A 19,165-nucleotide genomic window follows, 5' to 3' on the forward strand; every position below is an offset into this window, starting at 1 on the left:
TGCATTTTTAAAAGAATCATAATATAATATAAACTGTAAGCGGTTACAGTAAATTAAGAAAAGGGTGTCAAAATGGCGACAATAGACGATGTAGCAAAATTAGCAGGTGTTTCTATTGCAACTGTTTCGAGAGTTTTTAATAATAGCCCTTTAGTAAGTGAAAAAGCCAGGCAAAAAGTTTTAAAAGCTGCAGAAGAGCTGGGATATAAACCCAGTATGCCCGCCAGAAGCCTGGCGATGAAGAAGACAAACACTATAGGGCTAATTGTGCCTGATATATCAAACCCTTACTATGCAGAAGTAGTAAGAGGTATTGAAGATGTCTGCAATATTTATAAATACAATATTACTTTGTGCAATGCAGACAATAAAAGGGAAAAAGAATTTCAATATATAGAAATGCTAAAAAATCGGTGGGTTGATGGAATAATATTTCATTGTGACTATTTTTCAAAAGAGCATTATGAAGTCTTTAAAAGTGACAATATAAAGGTGGTACTGGCAGGAAGAACAACAAAGTTTGATGTGCCTTATGTAGGAATTGATAATTTTAAAGCGGCTTATGATGCAGTGAATTATTTAATATCATTAGGCCACAAGAGGATTGGAATTATTCATGGTCCTTTAGGCGATATGAAGGAAACCATAGATAGTGTGGATAGGTTAAGGGGATATAAACAAGCTCTTATTGATAATGGATTACCAATTTATGATAAGTTTATTAAAGAAGCAAATTTTAAGTATAAAGGTGGATATAATGCGGCGATGGAAATGCTAAAAGGCGAAATGAGACCTACTGCTATTTTTGCGATAAGTGATATTATGGCAATGGGGGCAATAAATGCAGTGTTTGACAGTGGGCTTTCCTGTTCTGAAGATGTATCAGTAATGGGTTTTGATAATATTGACTTGTCAGAAGCAACAAGGCCTTCTCTCACTACTGTATCCCAGCCTATGTATGAAATAGGGGCTGTTGCAGCTAGAATGCTTATAAAAATGTTAAATGGGGAAAATATTGATGAGTATCAGACAATTTTAGAGCACAAAATTGTAGTAAGAAATTCTTGTAAATTTCCAAAAGAATAATGTTTGTTTTATTTTTTTAAATTGTAAGCGCTTACAGTTTTAACATGAAAAGCGCAATGAAGATTTTAAGCTTACGAAAGGAGAATATGGCATGTCTTATGTAAACTTCGTAAAGAAATACAAACTTGAAATTGCCATGCTTTTACCATTATTATTGTATATTTTAGGTTTTACTGTATACCCTATCATTCAAACTATTACTTTAAGCTTTCAGGATCAGTATACTAAAGCATTCACATTGGCAAATTATAAAGAGATTATAGGTAAAACAGAATTTAAACAGGCTTTTTTTAACACAGTAGCTCTTACATTTATTAGCCTCACTTTGGAAATGACAGCTGGACTTGTAATTGCGCTTATTTTAAGAAGAAGTTTTAAAGGAAAAGGGCTTTTAAGGTCTTTGATGTTAGTTCCTATGGGAGTTCCTACCCTTGTATCAGGTGTCGCTATGATATATATTTTCGGATTAAATGGTTATTTTAATGAACTTTTAGAAAAATTACACTTAATTAAGCTTCCTGTGGATTGGGCGAGCGGTGGTTTTAAGACATTGCTTATGGTTTCTGTAGCTGATATGTGGAAAGTTACCCCACTGGTAATACTATTGCTTTTGGCTGGTCTTGAAAGTATACCAGATGAAGTTTATGAAGCTTCCAATATTGACGGGGCAACTGCGTGGCAAACTTTTAAATATGTGACATTGCCACTTTTAAAGCCCTCTATAACGATGGCCTTGATATTAAGAGCGATAGATGCTTTTAGAATATTTGAACTTGTACTTGTTCTTGCAGGCCGTGCTACTCCTGTTATTTCTACCTTTGCGTATGATGAGTATAATAATTATGCAAATGCCTATACATCTGCGGCAGCATCTACAATATTGCTCCTAATAATAGCAGTATTTATAGTAAGCTACTTAAAAATAGCTGGTACTAAGGAGGAATAATGATGAGGAAAATAGATATTAGTGAGAAGATTTCAAATACAGCGTATATTCCAATAGCTATAATAGCAGCAATATTGATGATTATACCAGTATATATACTTTTTATAACTTCTTTTGCAGTGCCAAGTGATATATTAAAGCCTCATCCAGATTTTTTCATTACTCGCTTCACTTTGGACCATTGGAAAGATGTATTTCTTTCAGGAAATATATGGCCTCCTTTTAAGAAAAGTTTTGTAGTGGCAACAATGACTACCATCATTGCAATTATAATAGCTGCTCCAGCGGCTTATGTTATAGCGAGGATGCCATCAAAAATAAAATACGCAGTAGTATTATCACTATTTTTTACAAGGATGTTTCCTGATGTAGGTATTGCTCTTCCGATAGCAGTTGAGTTTATAAAATTAAATTTAATGGACACTTATCTAGGATTGGTTATGGCACACCTTATTGTAAATTTACCTTTTGCAGCATGGATATTGGTTGGAACTTTTGAGACAATACCAAAGGACCTAGAAGAAGCTGCATTGGTTGATGGAACAAGTAAGTTGACGGCATTGATGAGGATTATAATGCCAATTGCACTTCCTGGTATAGCTGTTACTGCTATATTTGTATGGCTGAATTCCTGGAATGAATTTACTTATGCTCTTTACTTGACTATTTCAGACAGGACTTTGCCTCTTCAAACTTACTATTATGTCCAAAGAGGAGGAATTTTTGATTCAGCCACATATGCGACAGTACTCACAATCCCTGTAATGCTTGTGACATTCTTCTTACAAAAGTATATGAAGAGTGGATATCTTGCAGGTGCTGTTAAAGGTTAGCATATACGTATCCGAATTTTTCGGATACTGTATATAAAAAAATTAAATTTTAAGGAGGTTTTCTGAAGTTATGAGGAAGTTTTATGCTAAGGTAATAGCAGTATTAGTGGTTCTCTCCCTTTTGGGTACTCTTATCGCAGGATGCGGGAGTAAAAATGTGTCAGATGCGAGGAAAAAAGTCTTGAAAGTTTCAATGGGACTTGGAGAAGCAGAATGGAAAGTGATGAAGGAAGATATTTTCCCACCATTTGAGCAAAAGTATGGTGTAAAAATTGAGCCTCTTCAAATTGAAGCCGGAGACCTTATTAAAAAGTTAGATGCTATGCACAAAGCAAATGCGATGGATATAGATATTATAACTCAAGATAACATGCAACTTGCTCCGCTTGTGGCAAAAGGGCTTGTGGAAGATTTGTCTCAGTATAGAGACATGATACCCAAGGAAGTAATACCAAGTCTTGTTCCAGTTGGAGAGTTTAATGGAAAATTGTACTTTATGCCTTATAGACCAAATGTAGAGATAGCTTTTTACAATGCAGATAAATTCAAAGAATATGGTTTGAAACTACCTACAAATTGGGATGAGCTTTTACAGGTTGCAAAGACTTTTAAAGAAAAAGAGGGTATAGGCAGAGTTATAATTAAAGAAAATTTGGGGCCTGACAGCACAGTTCAAATGTTTGACCTTATAAGATCTGCTGGTGGTGACCCAACAGTATTGAATGATGAAGGTTCAGTAAAAGCATTTACATTCTTGAAAGAATTACAGCCATACCTCTCTCCTGACTCAAAGAAAGCTGACTGGAATACACCTGTCGAATATCTCGCAAAAGATAGTGTATATTTAGTTGAAAATTGGCCTTACACTGCAAACGTTCTTGTAGAGCAGTATGGTAAAAAGAACATTTTGGCATATCACGGTTGGGCAGGTCCGGTTAAAGAGTCCCACGTTTTAGGAGGAGAAGTTATAGGAATACCAACTGGTGCACCTAATAAAGAGATGGCAATAAAGTTTATGCAGTATCTCATGAGTAAAGAAGTTCAAGAAAAACTTGTGGCTAAATTGGGATGGCCATCAATGAGAAGCGATGCTTATGGTAAAGTTGCAGATTGGCAGAAACCATATTTTGAAGCTATAAATGAAGCATTAAAACATGCAGAACCGAGGCCAAACCTTGTATACTGGGCTGATGTAGACAAGGCTATAAATGGAGCACTAAGAGAGATAATCTTTGAAAATAAACCTATTAAACCTACTCTTGATAAATATCACAACATGATAGAAGAAGCTAAAAAAGCCGCAGAAAGCAAGTAAATGCTTTAAATTGATTTTGGTCGGAAACGACTTTGTTTCCGACCAAAATTTTGAATTAAAGTAAGAGTGGAGGATGGATATGGCCAACAAAACGAAGAAACCAATTTACCCTTTTGAAGATTGGGTTATAAGAGAGACGCAGTTTAGTATAGACACTAACTACAGAAATGAAACTATTTTTGCTTTAGCAAATGGATATATTGGAATAAGAGGGACTTTTGAAGAAGGATATTCAGGGCCTAAAAATACCTCTTTTAATGGGACGTATATCAATGGGTTTTATGAAATACACGATATAGTTTACCCTGAAGGGGGATATGGTTTTGCAAAAATAGGTCAGACAATGTTAAATGTGGCAGATAGTAAAATAATAAAATTGTATGTAGATGGGGAACAGTTTGATTTACTAAAAGGGAAAATCCTATTTTATGAGAGAGTACTTGACATGAAGAAGGGGGTTGTAGAAAGAAAAGTAAAATGGGAATCCCCTACAGGAAAAGTTTTAGAGGTAAAAATAAAGAGAATTGTATCATTAAATAGGCAACATTTAGCGGCAATTTCTTTTACTGTGGAACCTGTAAATTTTAGCGGAAAAATTAGATTTATTTCCGCTATTGACGGAAATGTTTCAAATATAAATGATAGTAAAGATGTAAGAGTAGGTTCAAATTTAAAAGGAAAAGTTTTAAAGACTATAGATAAAGGTGTAGAGGATTTAAAAGGATGGATTGTTCAAAAAACGCAAAAGAGCAATTTCTCCTATGTTTGCGCGATAGACAATGCATTAGTGGGAGATAGTAAATATGAAGTCTCAAATAGTTTAGAAGAAGATGGAGTAAAAGTAATTGTAGATCTAGAGGCTGAAAAAGGCACCTCATACACATTGAATAAATTTATTTCCTATTACACTTCAAAGGATTTTGATGAAAATAAATTGGTTGCTCTTGCTTTAGAAGAAATAGAAAAAGCCAAAAATGACGGCTTTGAAACGATAGAAAAAGAGCAGGAAGAATTTTTGAATTCTTTTTGGGAAGATGCTGATGTAATCATAGAAGGAGATAAAGCTCTGCAGCAAGGCATACGCTTTAATGAATTTCATCTACTTCAATCTGTCGGAAGAGATGGGAAGACAAATATTGCAGCAAAAGGGCTGACGGGAGAAGGTTATGAAGGCCATTATTTTTGGGATTCTGATATTTATATAATGCCTTTCTTTCTTTATATAAAGCCCGAAATTGCAAAAGCTTTGGTAATGTACAGGTATAATCTTTTAGATGCAGCAAGATCCAGGGCAAAGGAATTAGGTCACAAAGGAGCTTTGTATCCTTGGAGAACGATAGATGGGCCTGAATGTTCTGCATACTTTCCGGCTGGTACGGCACAGTATCACATAAATGCTGATATAGTTTATGCTTTAAAAAGATATGTGGAGGCTACAAATGATTTGGACTTTCTCTATGACTATGGATGTGAAATATTATTTGAAACTGCAAGATTTTGGGAAAATTTAGGAGCGTATATTCCTCTTAAGGGCAATAAATTCTGCATAAACTGTGTCACTGGTCCAGATGAGTATACTGCATTGGTTGATAATAACGCTTATACCAATTACATGGCAAAAATGAATTTGGAATATGCCTATGATATTGCAAATAAAATGAAAAAAGAAGTGCCTGAGAAATACCAAAAAATTGCTTCTAAGTTAAATCTAAAAGATCAAGAAATTAATGCGTGGAAAAAAGCTGCTGACAATATGTACCTTCCTTATTCAAAAGAACTTGACATTATACCACAGGATGACAGTTTTTTGTATAAAGAAAGGATAACAGTAGATCAAATACCACAAGATCAATTTCCACTTTTATTGCACTGGCATTACCTAAATATTTATAGATATCAAATATGCAAACAGCCTGATGTGTTGCTTTTGATGTTTTTACAGAGAGAAAAATTTACTAAAGATGAACTTAAAAAGAATTACGATTATTATGAACCTATTACTACTCACGACTCTTCCTTGTCGCCAGCTATATTTAGCATACTAGCCAATGAAATAGGATATACTGACAAAGCTTATAAATACTTTATGATGACTGCAAGAATGGATTTGGACGACTACAATGACAATGTTAAGGATGGAATTCATGCTGCTTCTATGGCAGGAACATGGAGTGCAGTTGTGAATGGCTTTGGTGGAATGAGGGTTTATACAAATGAACTTCATTTTGAGCCGAGATTGCCAAAAGAATGGAATTTGCTCTCTTTTAATGTGAGATACAAAGGTAGAAAAATAAATATCAAATTAACCAAAGAAAGTGTTGTGTTTGCACTATTAGAAGGAGAACCTATAGAAATCTACTGCTTTGACGAAAAAATTTTACTTGAAAAAGGAGAAAATAAAGTAGAAAGTCGTAAAAATTAAAGAAGTATGGAGCCAATCGGCACCATACTTCTTTAATTTTTTTATATGTCGTTATTTGAAAGCGTGAGGGAACCGCCACCCGTACTTAAATCAAAGTAATAATTTCCACTGCCTCTATATGAATATACTTTGATATAATAGGTTCCCGTTTGTGTTGGAATATATGTTATTGTTTCCTGCCTTTGTGTTCCAGTTGAACTTTTAACAAGAGTACCAGTTGGGTCATAGAGGTATATATCGAAATCAGGGTTATAGTTTGCCCAATCAGGTATTATGAAAGTTATTGCGATAGGATATGATGTGTCTGTCACGTTAAATGTCCAAATGTCACTGTAACCAGACCCAGGGAGTGAATTTTTAGCATAATAATGGTTTGGCACAGATATATTAGTTCCTGTGAAATTTCCAGCTGTTTTAATTGCTTCATATGCATCCAATCTTCCTGCACCATAGTCAATGTTTTTGCTTGGAGTCCCCCAACTTTTTGCAGTAGTCATTATTATATTTTTTACATCAAGTGGTGCAAGGTTTATATTTGCACTAAGCATAAGGGCTACTGTACCTGCTACAAAAGGTGTAGCCATACTTGTACCACTGTATGTCACATAACCATTTATAGAATTTGCTTTTGCGGCAGTTATATTATATCCGGGTGCTGCAATGTCAGGTTTTATCCTTCCGTCAGCTGTGGGACCACGGCTGGAGAAGCTTGCAAGGTTGAATCCAAGTTCTCCTACATCCGCCATTGCTGCAACGGTTATGGCTTTTTCTGCTGCACCAGGTGATCCTATGGTGTACCTTGCAGGGCCTGAATTTCCAGCTGCAACTACTACTACAATTCCGCTATCTACGGCGCTGTTTACTGCTAATGAGGTAGAGTCAGTTCCATCAGAACTTGTAGAAGTTCCAAGGCTTAAATTTATGACTTTGATTCCGTATACATCTTTGTTTTGAACAGCCCAATCAATTCCTGCCGTTACAGTACTCATACTTCCGCTTCCATTTGAATCAAGTACTTTTATTCCTACCAAAGCTGCACCAGGTGCAACACCTGTATAAAGGCTGTTACCTGCCCCAGTGCCTGCCGCAATGCTTGCTACATGAGTCCCATGTCCATTATCATCGTAAGGGGTAGTTTTACCGTTTACAAAATCTTGCCATCCTATTATTTTGCCACCAGCAAGGTCAACATGGGAACCATCAATGCCTGTATCAATAATTGCTATTACTATATCATTTTTGGAGTAGGAGGAAGGATTACCATCTTTGTTTCCAGTTACGCCAAAGTCATTTCTCGCTTTTGTAACGCCAAACCATTTTGTTGCAGTGTCTAATGTCGCATATACAGGCTCGTCATACTCAATTTGTTTTACTATATCCAATTTTGACAAAGCGTTTATTTGTCCTTTAGTTAAAGTAGCAGCAACTCCTGGAATAATTTTGTATTTATGCTTTATATTAAACTTTCCAATGGATTTAGAAATATTCAATAGTTCGTTATCATCTATGTTTTTGTTGAAGGTTATTACGACAGGGAATTCCGCACTGTCAGGCTTATCAGTAAGCTTTGCTTCCAGGTTATCAAAAATTTTGTTTTTGTTAGAATCTTGCATCAAAACTTTTTGAATTTGAGGCGAGTAATTTTTTGTTGGAGAGTCGCCAGATAAGTTTATTAAGTTGGGCTGAGCTTGGACTAATACTCCACTTAGCGACATTAAAGATACAATTAACACAAAGGTCAGTAAAGCTTTTAATATTTGTCGGCTCTTCATTTTTTCTTACCTCCTTAAAAATTTAATATTTTTTAAAATTTAAGTCAGCACTTCTAGTCGCTAAGTGAAACTGTTTTTTGTTTATCATCTCCTTTCTCTAAGATTTATTTTCTATAATAAAACTCAAGCAATTTTTATGCCAGTTCACTGTATATGGACAAAATTAATAAAAGTTTTTGAAATGTATAATTTTTTATACACATTTTTATACACAAAAGAATGGATAAACACATACATTTAGAAATTAGTATAAATTTAACGAATTATGTAGAAAAAATCTTTTTTAAAAATAGAAGGAAAATTCATATTTATGTCGAAATAGTAATATAGGGAAATTAAATAAATTTTTGTTGAAAAAGGCAAACTCGTCGAAAGGCGGGGACGCAAAGCCACGGGTCTAATGCAATAGTTTTGCTATGATAGCCGGGCTACCAACATTTATATATGACCTCCTGCCTTTTGGTAGGAGGTTTATAAATTAAGGAAGTGGTGTTTTATATGACTAATAAGGAAAAAATTTATAATGTTATTGTAGAAAAAAGTAAAGAATTTGATATTCAAAATTTTTTGATAAGTAGAAAAGGTGGAATCACTACGGAAGAAGTAGCACAACTCTTAAAAATGGCTCGACCCAATGTGTCTTTTATTTTAAATCATCTTGTAAGAGAAGGGAAAATAGTTAAAATTATTTCAAAACCCGTGTATTATATTGAAAAAGATAGATTAGCTTATTTTTTAGGGAATAAGGTTAAAGAAGAAATGCTTCTAAAAGACTTAATTGATTTTTTACACTTAAGAAAAGGAAAAGAATGTGCTTTTGAAAATATAATAGGACATGATGGCAGCCTCAAAGGACAAATAGAACAGGCCAAAGCAGCTGTATTATATCCTCCTTATGGGCTCCACACTCTTATCATAGGACCGCCGGGCTCTGGTAAATCTTTTTTCGCGGAGATGATGTACAAATTCAGTCTTCAAAATGGTAGGGTAGGACCTCTGGAAGTGTTAAACTGCGCGGATTACTATAACAATCCTCAACTTCTTATGTCTCATTTGTTTGGACATGTTAAAGGGGCTTATACTGGAGCTGATGTAGATAAGATAGGTTTAGTCGAAAAAGCCGATAAAGGGATATTATTCCTTGACGAGGTTCACCGCCTACCTCCAGAGGGCCAGGAGATGCTCTTTTACCTTATTGACAAAGGAGTGTATAAAAGATTAGGAGATACTGTTGAAAGAAGGGCTAACTTAATGATTATAGCAGCTACTACAGAGAAACCAGGTTCCTTTCTTTTAAAGACTTTTATGAGGAGAATACCCGTTGTCATTCAACTTACTTCTTTTGAGGAGAGACCTCTTGAGGAAAAAATTGAAATGATTATTCATCTTTTTAAAGAAGAAGCCAAACGCCTAAACTTAAATATTGTTGTACGTCCGGAAGTAATTTCTTTGTTTTTGTCTTTGCAATATGAAGGAAATATTGGGGAATTGAAATCTCTCCTTCAATTAATTTGCTCTAAAGCTTTTTTAATGAACTATGGGACAAAGAGGAATTTTTTAAAAATTGATCTTACTTTGTTACCTCAGAATTATTTAAAACTAGGGCTAAATGATAGAGTAGTTTTTGATAAATTTTTAATCATTTCTCCTGAAAAAGAAAAGAAAATAGATAGATATGATTTTTATGAATTTATCGCTATGAAATATCATGAATTAAAAGAAAGGGGAATTAAGGGGATGTTACTTGAAAAGGGAATAATCGATTGTATTAATAACTTTTTAGAAAGCATTTTGGAGGATAATTTTAGAAAAAATGGGAATTTTCCATAGATTAGTATATCTAAGAATATATCACTATAACATATCATCACGGAGATATTTTTAATTAATGGTGGATTATCGGGAAATACGAAGGATGACAATATTAATAGAAGAGTTTATAATTGTAATCGAATTAACTCCTGCTATTGCGCAACAATAGAAAGGAGGAAACTCGCCATGAAGAATAAAATTTTGAAAATTGCTGTAGCATATTTAATGATATTTATAATGCTATTTGGAGGAATTACTTCGGTGTACGCTTACGACAAAATCCACGTTGTTTCAAAAGGTGAATCATTGTATTTAATAGCGAAATGGTATGGTAGTGATGTAAATAGCATAAAACAGGCAAATGGGAATTGGAGCGATTTGATATATCCTGGTGAAAAATTAGTTGTGCCAGTAGATGAAAAAAATGCTTATTACAATTATCTTGTTGACAGATATTTAATCGCAAAAATAATTTATGCTGAAGCTCGTGGAGAAAGTTTTGAGGGTCAGGTCGCTGTAGGTGCGGTGATTTTGAATAGAGTAAAAAGCGGTATTTTCCCAAATACTGTAGCAGGAGTTATATATCAGCCAGATGCTTTTGAGTCTGTAACGAATGGTGAATTTTTCAATCATGAACCTGACCTTACAGCTTTTAAAGCAGCAGATGCAGCTTTAGCCGGATGGGACCCAACAGGAGGAGCCCTATACTTCTTCAATCCAGCTACTTCAACTTCTTGGTGGATATGGACAAGGACAATTACAAATGTGATAGGACACCACTGGTTTGCAATATAGGAAGGCAGAAGCCTTCCTATATTGCATATATTTTACATTATAAAATTTTACTTTTGTAAAAGAATAAGAATAGCATTAAAAATAGGAGCTGATTATATGGTATATATATTTGTAGGAGGAAGTTCAGAAAAAAGTTCAATTATAAAATTTTTATCCTACTGTGTACATTCTAAAAAAACAGTGGTAGAAGAGTTAAAGAATTATAAAGAGAAAACAGATATTTTAATTATCTCTGATATTCTGCGAGAGGAGGATTTTCACAAGTTAAAAAATTATATTTATAGTTTTCCAAGTAGTATTATGATAACAAATGCAGATGATGAGCTATCAAATAAACTCTTTGCACAGGGAATAAATTCTACCCTTATAACATGTGGTTTAAATCCAAAGTCCTCCATTACTGCTTCTTCAATATCTTATGAAGAAGAAGGTTATGAATTTAATTATTGCGTACAAAGGTCTTTTTTTAATTTAAAAGGCAAATTAATAGAGCCATTGGAAATACCTGTTGAAATAAAAGTTCCTGGACAGTATAATATATATAACTCATTATTTGTAATAACTGTATTATTAATTTTGGGGTATGAAATAAAAGATATACAAAATGTGGTTAAAACCTTTGAGAATAGTGGACGGTGATAAATTTTTAAAGATAATTTTTAACGATTACTTTTGCCACCTGTCATAATTGCTTGCTAATTTTAATATATATTTTTAGAAGGACACATAAGGGGAAGGGGAGAGTGAACACATGGCAGGCAACTTTTTGGAGAACAACGTAGTTGTAGTAGTAGGGAAAATTTTTACTGATTTAGAGTACAGTCATGAACTATATGGAGAAGAATTTTTTAATTTTATTTTGGAAGTTCCAAGATTGAGTGAAACGAAAGATTATCTTCCTGTCACTATTTCTAACCGTTTATTTGAAGGTATGAATTTACAGGTAGGCACAAGGGTAAAGATTGAAGGACAATTGAGGTCATACAATAGAAAATCTCCAGAAGAGGGGAAAAATAAGTTGATTTTGACCATATTTGCTCGAGACATGATGGTATTGTCGGAAGATGAAGTAGTGAAAAATCCGAATGAAATTTTTTTGGACGGCTTTATTTGTAAAAAACCTGTTTATAGAACTACTCCTTTTGGCAGAGAAATAACTGATTTATTAATTGCTGTAAATAGGCCTTATAACAAATCTGATTACATACCTGTCATAGCGTGGGGGAGAAATGCGAGGTTTTCTGAGAAGTTGGAAATAGGAGATCGTATACGCTTGTGGGGAAGAGTACAGAGTAGGGAATACCAAAAAAAATTAGGAAATGGAGTAGTTACGAAGGTAGCTTATGAGGTTTCTATTACAAGAATGGAAGTGGTTGAAAAAGAATTACAAAAGAGTTAGAATGGAAGTAACAGAGGACAAAGGGGGAATAAGTTTTGGAGAGAGGACTTATACAAGTTTATACTGGAGATGGCAAAGGGAAGACTACGGCTTCTATTGGTCTTGGCATAAGGGCAGTGGGAAGAGGATTTAAAGTATATATGGTACAATTTCTGAAAGGAACAGATACAGGAGAACTTCATACACTTAAGAATATTGAAAATTTTAAAGTTTTTAGGTTTCAATCAACAGAAAAGTTTTTTTGGAATTTAAATGAAGAGGAAAAGAAGATCCTTGCTGAGGATATGAAGAAAGCCTATGAATTTGTTGCAGATGTCCTCCAAAACAAAAAGTGCGATATCTTAATTTTAGATGAGATAATGGCGGCAATACATAGTAAAATGTATACTGTAGAAGATGTGTTAAAATTAATAGATATGAAACCTAAAGAGATGGAACTCGTTTTGACAGGTAGAAGTGCTCCTCAAGAAATTATGGAAAGAGCGGATTTGGTTACAGAAATGAAAGCAATTAAACATCCCTTTGAAAAAGGGATACCAGCGAGATACGGTATAGAATACTAAAACACCCGAAAAATCGGGTGTTTTATTTAACCTCTCAAGTCCTCCATGAGTTTTGTTTTTTCACGGGTTTTGTCATCTGCTACTTTTACAATTTTTGCCGGAACTCCTGCGACTACAGTGTTAGGAGGTACATCTTCTATTACAACTGATCCTGCTGCTATAACAGCCCCATGACCTACTCTTACTCCTTCTAATATAACTGCATTTGCACCAATAAGTACATTATCTTCAATTACAACTGGTACACTACTTGGTGGTTCTAACACTCCTGCTATGACAGCTCCCGCTCCTACATGGACGTTTTTGCCTATAATTCCCCTCGCTCCTATCACCGCATTCATGTCTATCATAGAATTTTCGCCAATTTCTGCTCCTATATTTATCACTGCCCCCATCATTATCACAGCGTTTTTGCCTATTTTGACTTTATCTCTAATTATTGCACCGGGTTCTATTCTCGCATCAAGATGCTTAATATCCAGCAAAGGAATTGCAGAATTTCTGCGGTCGTACTCTAAACGATAGTGTTTTATTTTGTCTTTATATGTTTCAATCACTTTTTCAACGACTTCCAATTCCCCAAAGACGATTTTAAAGTTGTCACAGCCATATACTTCTAATTCTTCGATTTCTTCAATCTCTATATTCCCTTGTATGTAAGCTCTAACGGGTGTTGATTTTTTTGCCTCTTTAATGTATCTTGCAATTTCATAAGGATTTGTCAAATTATCATTTGTACTCAAATACTATCATCCTTTCTTTACAAGGTCTTCCATTGTATATAAGCCAGGTTTTTGATTTATTATGAATTTTGCAGCTTGTAGGGCACCATAGCCAAAAATTTCACGGGATTGGGCAGAGTGACTTATGGTGATTACTTCATCGTGACCAGCAAAAATTACTTGGTGTTCACCCACAATTGTGCCGCCCCTTACTGCATGTATCCCTAATTCATTTGGTTTTCTCTGGTCAGTTTTAGTATGGCGTCCATACACGTATTCCTTTTTGTCATTTAGCACTTGGTTTATGCTATCTGCAATCATTAACGCAGTGCCACTTGGAGCATCTTTTTTCATATTGTGATGCTTTTCTATTATTTCTATGTCAAAATCCTGCTGTAAGATTTTTGCAGCTTCTTTTACAAGGTTTATAAGAATATTCACTCCAAGGGACATATTAGCAGACTTAAAAATCGGTATTTCTTTTGATGCTTCTCCTATGACCTTTAATTCTTCTTCACTGAGTCCTGTCGTGGCAATGACTACAGGAAGCTTCTTTTGTAGAGCGGCTTTCACTAAATTAGGTACAGCTTCATGGTATGAAAAGTCAATTACTACATCCGCTTCTTCTTTTACATCTTTTAAGTCGCTGTAAACAGGAAAGTCGAGAGGAGAAGTATTTTTATCTACTCCTGCTACTATTTTAAAATCATGACTTTCTGCTGCTAACTTTGCTACGACTTTTCCCATTTTTCCGTTACAGCCATGAATTATTATTCTAATCATTAATTTGCCTCCTTCAATAAACCGTACTTTGAGAGAACAGATTTCAGATATTCTAAGTTTTTATCGCTCATTTCAACTAGTGGGAGACGCAAAGGTCCTACATTAAAGCCCATTAAATTCATAGCAGTCTTTACTGGAATAGGATTTGTTTCTATAAAAAGGGCTTTATTTAGAGGATTAAGTTCTAACTGCATGTCTCTTGCTCTTTCAATATCTCCATTTAAATAAGCGGTTGTCATTTCATGTATTTTTGCCGGGATTATATTTGCCGTGACGGATATTACGCCTAAGCCACCTAAAGACATTATTGGTATTACTTGGTCGTCATTTCCTGAGTATATTTCAAAAGATTTACCCATAATGCGGGCAATTTCAGCTACCTGTACGATATCACCACTGGCTTCTTTTACTCCAACTACGTTGTCTACATGTTTACTCAATTCAAGATAAGTTTCTGGCAGCATGTTGAGAGATGTCCGGCTTGGGACATTATAGATGATAATAGGTATATCTACGTGTCTTGCTATTTCAGTAAAGTGAGCCACTAATCCCTTTTGTGTTGTTTTGTTGTAATAGGGTGTTATAACTAAAAGAGCATCAGCACCTGTAGATTGAGCATATTCACTCATTTCAACAGCATGGGCAGTGTTGTTAGAACCGGTCCCTGCAATTACTGGTATTCTTCCGGCGACTTTCTCTACTGTAAATTTAATTGCCGCTTGTTGCTCTTCTTGTGTCATTGTAGAGGCTTCACCAGTGGTACCACATATGATGATAGCATCGGTTCCTTCTTTGATGTGCCATTCAATAAGCTCACCAAGTTTTTCAAAATTTACGCCCTCTTCGTTAAATGGAGTAACAATAGCGACACCTGATCCTTTAAAAACAGGCATAATCATTCTCCTTTCACATATTTTTAATTAAAAGTTCTGCTATTTGAACGGCGTTTGTTGCCGCTCCTTTTCTTATGTTGTCGGCTACAATCCACATGTTAAGACCGCTGTAAACTGTCTCATCTCTTCTTATTCTACCTACAAAAACTTCATCTTTTCCTGAAGCATAAGTTGCGAGAGGATAAATATTATTTTGAGGATCGTCTTGCACAACAACTCCCGGGGCATGTTTTAAGACTTCTATTAGTTCTTCCATTTCATAAGGCCTTGCAAATTCTACATTGACAGATTCGCTGTGAGAGTTTGCAACAGGGACTCTTACTGTTGTTGGAGATACCTTTATTGAACTATCTCCCATGATCTTCTTGGTTTCGTTTATCATCTTTAATTCTTCCTTTGTGTATCCGTTTGGTGCGAAAGAATCAATGTGAGGAATACAGTTGTTTGCAATAGGATGAGGGAATACTTGGCATGGTTCTCCTTTTAAACTTCTTTCAAGGTCATCTACACCTTTTTTACCTGCTCCAGACACTGCTTGGTAGGTGGATACCACTATTCTTTTTATTTTATATTTGTCGTGAAGAGGCTTTAAAGGAACTACCATTTGAATGGTAGAACAATTGGGATTTGCTATTATTCCTTTGTGCCATGAAATGTCTTGAGGATTTACTTCAGGGACAACCAAGGGTACATTTTCATCCATTCTCCAAGCGCTGGAATTGTCAATTACGACTACGCCATGAGAAGCAGCTATTGGAGCGAATTGTTTGCTTATAGTTGCACCGGCAGAAAAAAGAGCGATTTGAATGTCTCTTTTAAAACTTTCTTCAGTAAGTTCTTCTACAATGTATTCATTACCTCTAAATGTGATTTTTTGACCTGCAGATTTTGAAGAAGCAAATAAATAAAGTTTGTCAACTGGGAAATTTCTATCTTCCATTACTTTAAGAAAAGTCCTACCTACCATTCCGGTAGCTCCTACAATTGCTACATTAACTCCCATTATTATCCTCCTCTAAAGTTCTAAAATTATAACTATATTTCAATTATACACTGCATTAAAGCAGGTTTATTTAATTTAAAATATATCATTATTATTATATGAAGTCAATAAAATAAGGATTACAGATGAACAAAAAGCCTAAAAAGTAATTTTTTACTTTTTAGGCTTTGCAGTTTTTTCAAGAGATTTTATATCTTGTAAAAGTACGTCTGCTTTTATTTTAGTTAAAACTTTATTTTGAGATTTTATTGCTTTTTGTAATTCAGCAACTCCTGCCTCAAATTTGTCAGCTGAATTTTTTGCTTCTTTAGGAAGTTTTGGCTTCAAAGTTTGCCACACAGAATTTATATCTATCAAATCTTTTGAAATTTCTTCCCACTTTTGCACTTCACTTTTAAAAGCAATATCTTGAGCGTAAAATTTTAATCTTTTTATGTCAGTAGGTGCTTCTGATTGAAAAAGGTCTTCTAAATCAGGAATATATTTATACACATTATTTGCATATATCAAAACATCAATTTTTGATTTTTTATTTGCTATAATAGTAAGGTCATTTATAGCGGCACCCATACTATTTATTAGATTTAATTTTGCACCTTCTTTAGTAACTAAAGGAGTTAATGAGTTCCAATCTGTATGAATATTTTTTATTGCTTTGTTAATTTCTTCCCAAGATTTATCTTCAGGAGTTTTCTTTGGTGATTTTTTATCCTCTTCCTTTTTATCTTTTTTTTCTTTATCACTTTGTTTTTCCTGATCACTTTGCGGTTTTTCCTTTATTTTCTGAGCTTCTTTTATTATTTTTTCTATATCTTTTTCTATTTTAGATAGTTCTTTTGGTACTTCTGTTTTTTGACTTGTTTGAGGCTTTTTTTGAGGTCTATTTTGTTGTTTATTTTTACAGCCTGATAAGTTGAATAAAAGCAAGAAAATAAAGATGGCACATACTATTTTAGAGTATTTTCTCATACTATCACCTCAAAAATAGTATGTCCATCTTAAATCTTAGTATGCTAATTAGCTTTTCCTTCTATTAATTGGTCTTTGTACTGCAACATATATAAGTTATAATACAGACCTTTCTTTTGCAAAAGCTCGTTGTGAGTACCCATTTCTCTTATGCATCCCTTGTGAATTACAATTATTTTATCTGCGTGCTGTATTGTAGATAGTCTATGGGCTATTACAAGGGTAGTACGGCCTTTTGTTAGTTTTTTTAATGCATCTTGTATAAGCTTTTCTGTTTCTGTATCAATATTCGCTGTTGCTTCATCTAATACTAATATTTTTGGATTAAAAGCTAAAGCTCTTGCAAAGGCTAAAAGCTGTCTTTGACCGGCTGACAAAGTGGAGCCTCTTTCGGTTACTTTTGACTCATAGCCTTCTGGAAGTTTTTTTATAAAGTGATGAGCATTTACATATTTTGCTACCATGTAAATATCATTGTCTGTTATGTTTTTGTTGTTTAGTCTTATGTTTGATTTAATATCTCCCGTAAAAAGAAAGACATCTTGTAATACAACACCTATATGTTTTCTTAAATCTTGTTGCCTTACTTTTTTTATGTCAATTCCGTCAATTAAAATTTCTCCTTTTTGTATGTCATAAAATCGACTCAAAAGGCTTATTATCGAGCTTTTTCCTGCACCGGTTGCCCCTACAAAAGCTACTGTCTCGCCAGGATTGACCACAAAACTTATATCTTTTAATACCCACTCTTTTCCGTTGTAAGAAAACCAAACATTTTTAAATTCTATTTTTCCTTGTATGTCTTCTAAAGGAATAGGTTTTTCAGGGTCCTTTATTTGTTCTTTTGTATCTAAAAGTATAAAAATTCTTTCTGCTGAAGCCATTGCCGATTGAAGTATGTCATATTTTTCTGATATATCAAAAATTGGCTGAAACAGTTGTTGTAAATAATTTACAAAAGCGTAAAGTACGCCAAATTCAATTTTGTGAGATATTATGTCTTTACCACCATACCAGATTAAAAGAGCCAAAGTTAAAGAATATATTACGTCCATAGAAGGACGAAATATTGCAAAAATTGTAAGCTGCTTCATGTTAGCATCATAATAATCTTTATTTATTTTTTCAAATTCTTTGCTTTTTTTATGCTCTGTTACAAAAAGTTGTACAATTTTCATCCCACTTATGTGTTCTGAAAGAAAAGCATTTATTTTGGCGAGGCGAACTCTTACAAGTCTATAAGCTTGTGAAGCTAATTTTCTATATATATACATTCCTGCAATAATTAGAGGGACAGTAGAAAGGCTTACTAAAGTCAGTTTTACATTAAGACTTAGCATGGCAATTATTATGCCTAAGATCATAAAAACGTCATTGAAAAGATTAACTATAACGCTAGTATACATTTCATTTAAAGTGTCAGTATCATTTGTGACACGCGTCACTAATCTTCCGACAGGATTTTTATCAAAAAATGACAATGACAAACTTTGTATGTGTTCAAATATTTGTTGTCTTAAATTAAATATTATTTTTTGCCCTGTGTATTGAATTAGATAAACTTGACCATAATTTATGATAAAAGCTGTAGTTATTATTATAAGGTATATAATTCCTATATGTAACACACCATCTATCGCTTCGCTTTTTGGTATTTTACTGTTGTTTATGTAGCTGTCAATAGCAATTTTGACAAGATATGGTCTTAAGAGGTTTGCTGCTGTTATCAGAAGTATGGCTACTGCTGCTATAAATATGTAAAATCTATAAGGTTTGGCATATGCTAAAAGCCTCTTCATTATTTTAATGTCAAAAGGTTTTCCCATTATTTCTTCTTGCTGGTATTCCATTT

General features: G+C 34.1%; 17 protein-coding genes and 1 riboswitch. Of the genes, 10 read left to right on the forward strand and 7 right to left on the reverse strand.

Annotated elements, in window-relative coordinates; translation table 11 throughout:
- The first annotated feature begins 72 nt into the window (after positions 1–72).
- The 5 genes from THYS13_RS00590 (at position 73) to THYS13_RS00610 (ending at position 6,602) form a co-directional block, all read left to right on the forward strand.
- Positions 73–1,086, forward strand: a complete 1,014-nt coding sequence (locus tag THYS13_RS00590; protein ID WP_042832683.1) for a LacI family DNA-binding transcriptional regulator — start codon at positions 73–75, stop codon at positions 1,084–1,086.
- A gap of 91 nt (positions 1,087–1,177) precedes the next feature.
- On the forward strand, positions 1,178–2,032 hold the full coding sequence (locus THYS13_RS00595) for a carbohydrate ABC transporter permease (RefSeq protein ID WP_042832684.1): 855 nt from the start codon (positions 1,178–1,180) through the stop codon (positions 2,030–2,032).
- A gap of 2 nt (positions 2,033–2,034) precedes the next feature.
- Complete coding sequence (locus THYS13_RS00600) at positions 2,035–2,865, forward strand: carbohydrate ABC transporter permease (RefSeq protein WP_042832685.1); 831 nt, start codon at positions 2,035–2,037, stop codon at positions 2,863–2,865.
- Positions 2,866–2,935: 70 nt separating this feature from the next.
- Positions 2,936–4,180, forward strand: coding sequence for an ABC transporter substrate-binding protein (locus THYS13_RS00605; RefSeq protein ID WP_042832686.1), 1,245 nt, complete (start codon positions 2,936–2,938; stop codon positions 4,178–4,180).
- A gap of 79 nt (positions 4,181–4,259) precedes the next feature.
- Positions 4,260–6,602, forward strand: coding sequence for a glycoside hydrolase family 65 protein (locus THYS13_RS00610; RefSeq protein WP_042832687.1), 2,343 nt, complete (start codon positions 4,260–4,262; stop codon positions 6,600–6,602).
- 41 nt (positions 6,603–6,643) lie between these two features.
- Here the strand turns inward: THYS13_RS00610 and THYS13_RS00615 are convergent, their stop codons facing one another.
- Positions 6,644–8,374 (reverse strand): S8 family serine peptidase, encoded by a 1,731-nt coding sequence (locus THYS13_RS00615; RefSeq protein ID WP_042832688.1) that lies wholly within the window; start codon positions 8,372–8,374, stop codon positions 6,644–6,646.
- A gap of 348 nt (positions 8,375–8,722) precedes the next feature.
- A riboswitch (cyclic di-GMP riboswitch) is annotated at positions 8,723–8,810 on the forward strand.
- Between the two features lie 62 nt (positions 8,811–8,872).
- On the opposite strand from THYS13_RS00615, the gene THYS13_RS00620 reads away from it, so the two are divergent.
- The 5 genes from THYS13_RS00620 (at position 8,873) to THYS13_RS00640 (ending at position 12,943) form a co-directional block, all read left to right on the forward strand.
- Complete coding sequence (locus tag THYS13_RS00620; protein ID WP_201035639.1) at positions 8,873–10,204, forward strand: sigma-54-dependent transcriptional regulator; 1,332 nt, start codon at positions 8,873–8,875, stop codon at positions 10,202–10,204.
- A 168-nt stretch (positions 10,205–10,372) separates the two neighbouring features.
- Entirely contained in the window at positions 10,373–10,981 is a 609-nt protein-coding gene (locus THYS13_RS00625) for a cell wall hydrolase (RefSeq protein WP_042832689.1), read from the forward strand.
- A 96-nt stretch (positions 10,982–11,077) separates the two neighbouring features.
- Positions 11,078–11,620 carry a Mur ligase family protein gene (locus THYS13_RS00630; protein ID WP_042832690.1) on the forward strand — a complete coding sequence of 181 codons (543 nt, stop codon included), beginning with the start codon at positions 11,078–11,080 and terminating at the stop codon, positions 11,618–11,620.
- 112 nt (positions 11,621–11,732) lie between these two features.
- Positions 11,733–12,380 (forward strand): single-stranded DNA-binding protein, encoded by a 648-nt coding sequence (locus THYS13_RS00635; RefSeq protein WP_042832691.1) that lies wholly within the window; start codon positions 11,733–11,735, stop codon positions 12,378–12,380.
- Between the two features lie 35 nt (positions 12,381–12,415).
- The gene (locus tag THYS13_RS00640) at positions 12,416–12,943 is read left to right on the forward strand and encodes a cob(I)yrinic acid a,c-diamide adenosyltransferase (protein ID WP_042832692.1); all 528 of its coding nucleotides are present in this window, start codon (positions 12,416–12,418) and stop codon (positions 12,941–12,943) included.
- 26 nt (positions 12,944–12,969) lie between these two features.
- On the opposite strand, the gene dapD is transcribed toward THYS13_RS00640, so the two are convergent.
- The 6 genes from dapD to THYS13_RS00670 form a co-directional block, all read right to left on the reverse strand.
- On the reverse strand, positions 12,970–13,686 hold the full coding sequence (gene dapD / locus THYS13_RS00645; protein WP_042832693.1) for a 2,3,4,5-tetrahydropyridine-2,6-dicarboxylate N-acetyltransferase: 717 nt from the start codon (positions 13,684–13,686) through the stop codon (positions 12,970–12,972).
- Between the two features lie 6 nt (positions 13,687–13,692).
- On the reverse strand, positions 13,693–14,448 hold the full coding sequence (gene dapB / locus THYS13_RS00650) for a 4-hydroxy-tetrahydrodipicolinate reductase (protein ID WP_042832694.1): 756 nt from the start codon (positions 14,446–14,448) through the stop codon (positions 13,693–13,695).
- Positions 14,448–15,341 (reverse strand): 4-hydroxy-tetrahydrodipicolinate synthase, encoded by an 894-nt coding sequence (gene dapA, locus THYS13_RS00655; RefSeq protein WP_042832695.1) that lies wholly within the window; start codon positions 15,339–15,341, stop codon positions 14,448–14,450. The genes dapB and dapA overlap by 1 nt, the downstream gene beginning before the upstream one ends.
- A gap of 13 nt (positions 15,342–15,354) precedes the next feature.
- Positions 15,355–16,344 carry an aspartate-semialdehyde dehydrogenase gene (locus THYS13_RS00660; protein WP_042832696.1) on the reverse strand — a complete coding sequence of 330 codons (990 nt, stop codon included), beginning with the start codon at positions 16,342–16,344 and terminating at the stop codon, positions 15,355–15,357.
- Positions 16,345–16,497: 153 nt separating this feature from the next.
- On the reverse strand, positions 16,498–17,313 hold the full coding sequence (locus THYS13_RS00665; protein ID WP_042832697.1) for a hypothetical protein: 816 nt from the start codon (positions 17,311–17,313) through the stop codon (positions 16,498–16,500).
- A gap of 44 nt (positions 17,314–17,357) precedes the next feature.
- The gene (locus THYS13_RS00670) at positions 17,358–19,163 is read right to left on the reverse strand and encodes an ABC transporter ATP-binding protein (protein WP_042832698.1); all 1,806 of its coding nucleotides are present in this window, start codon (positions 19,161–19,163) and stop codon (positions 17,358–17,360) included.
- Positions 19,164–19,165 lie beyond the last annotated feature (2 nt).

It is taken from the genome of Thermoanaerobacter sp. YS13, assembly GCF_000806225.2.
Classification (GTDB): domain Bacteria; phylum Bacillota; class Thermoanaerobacteria; order Thermoanaerobacterales; family Thermoanaerobacteraceae; genus Thermoanaerobacter; species Thermoanaerobacter uzonensis.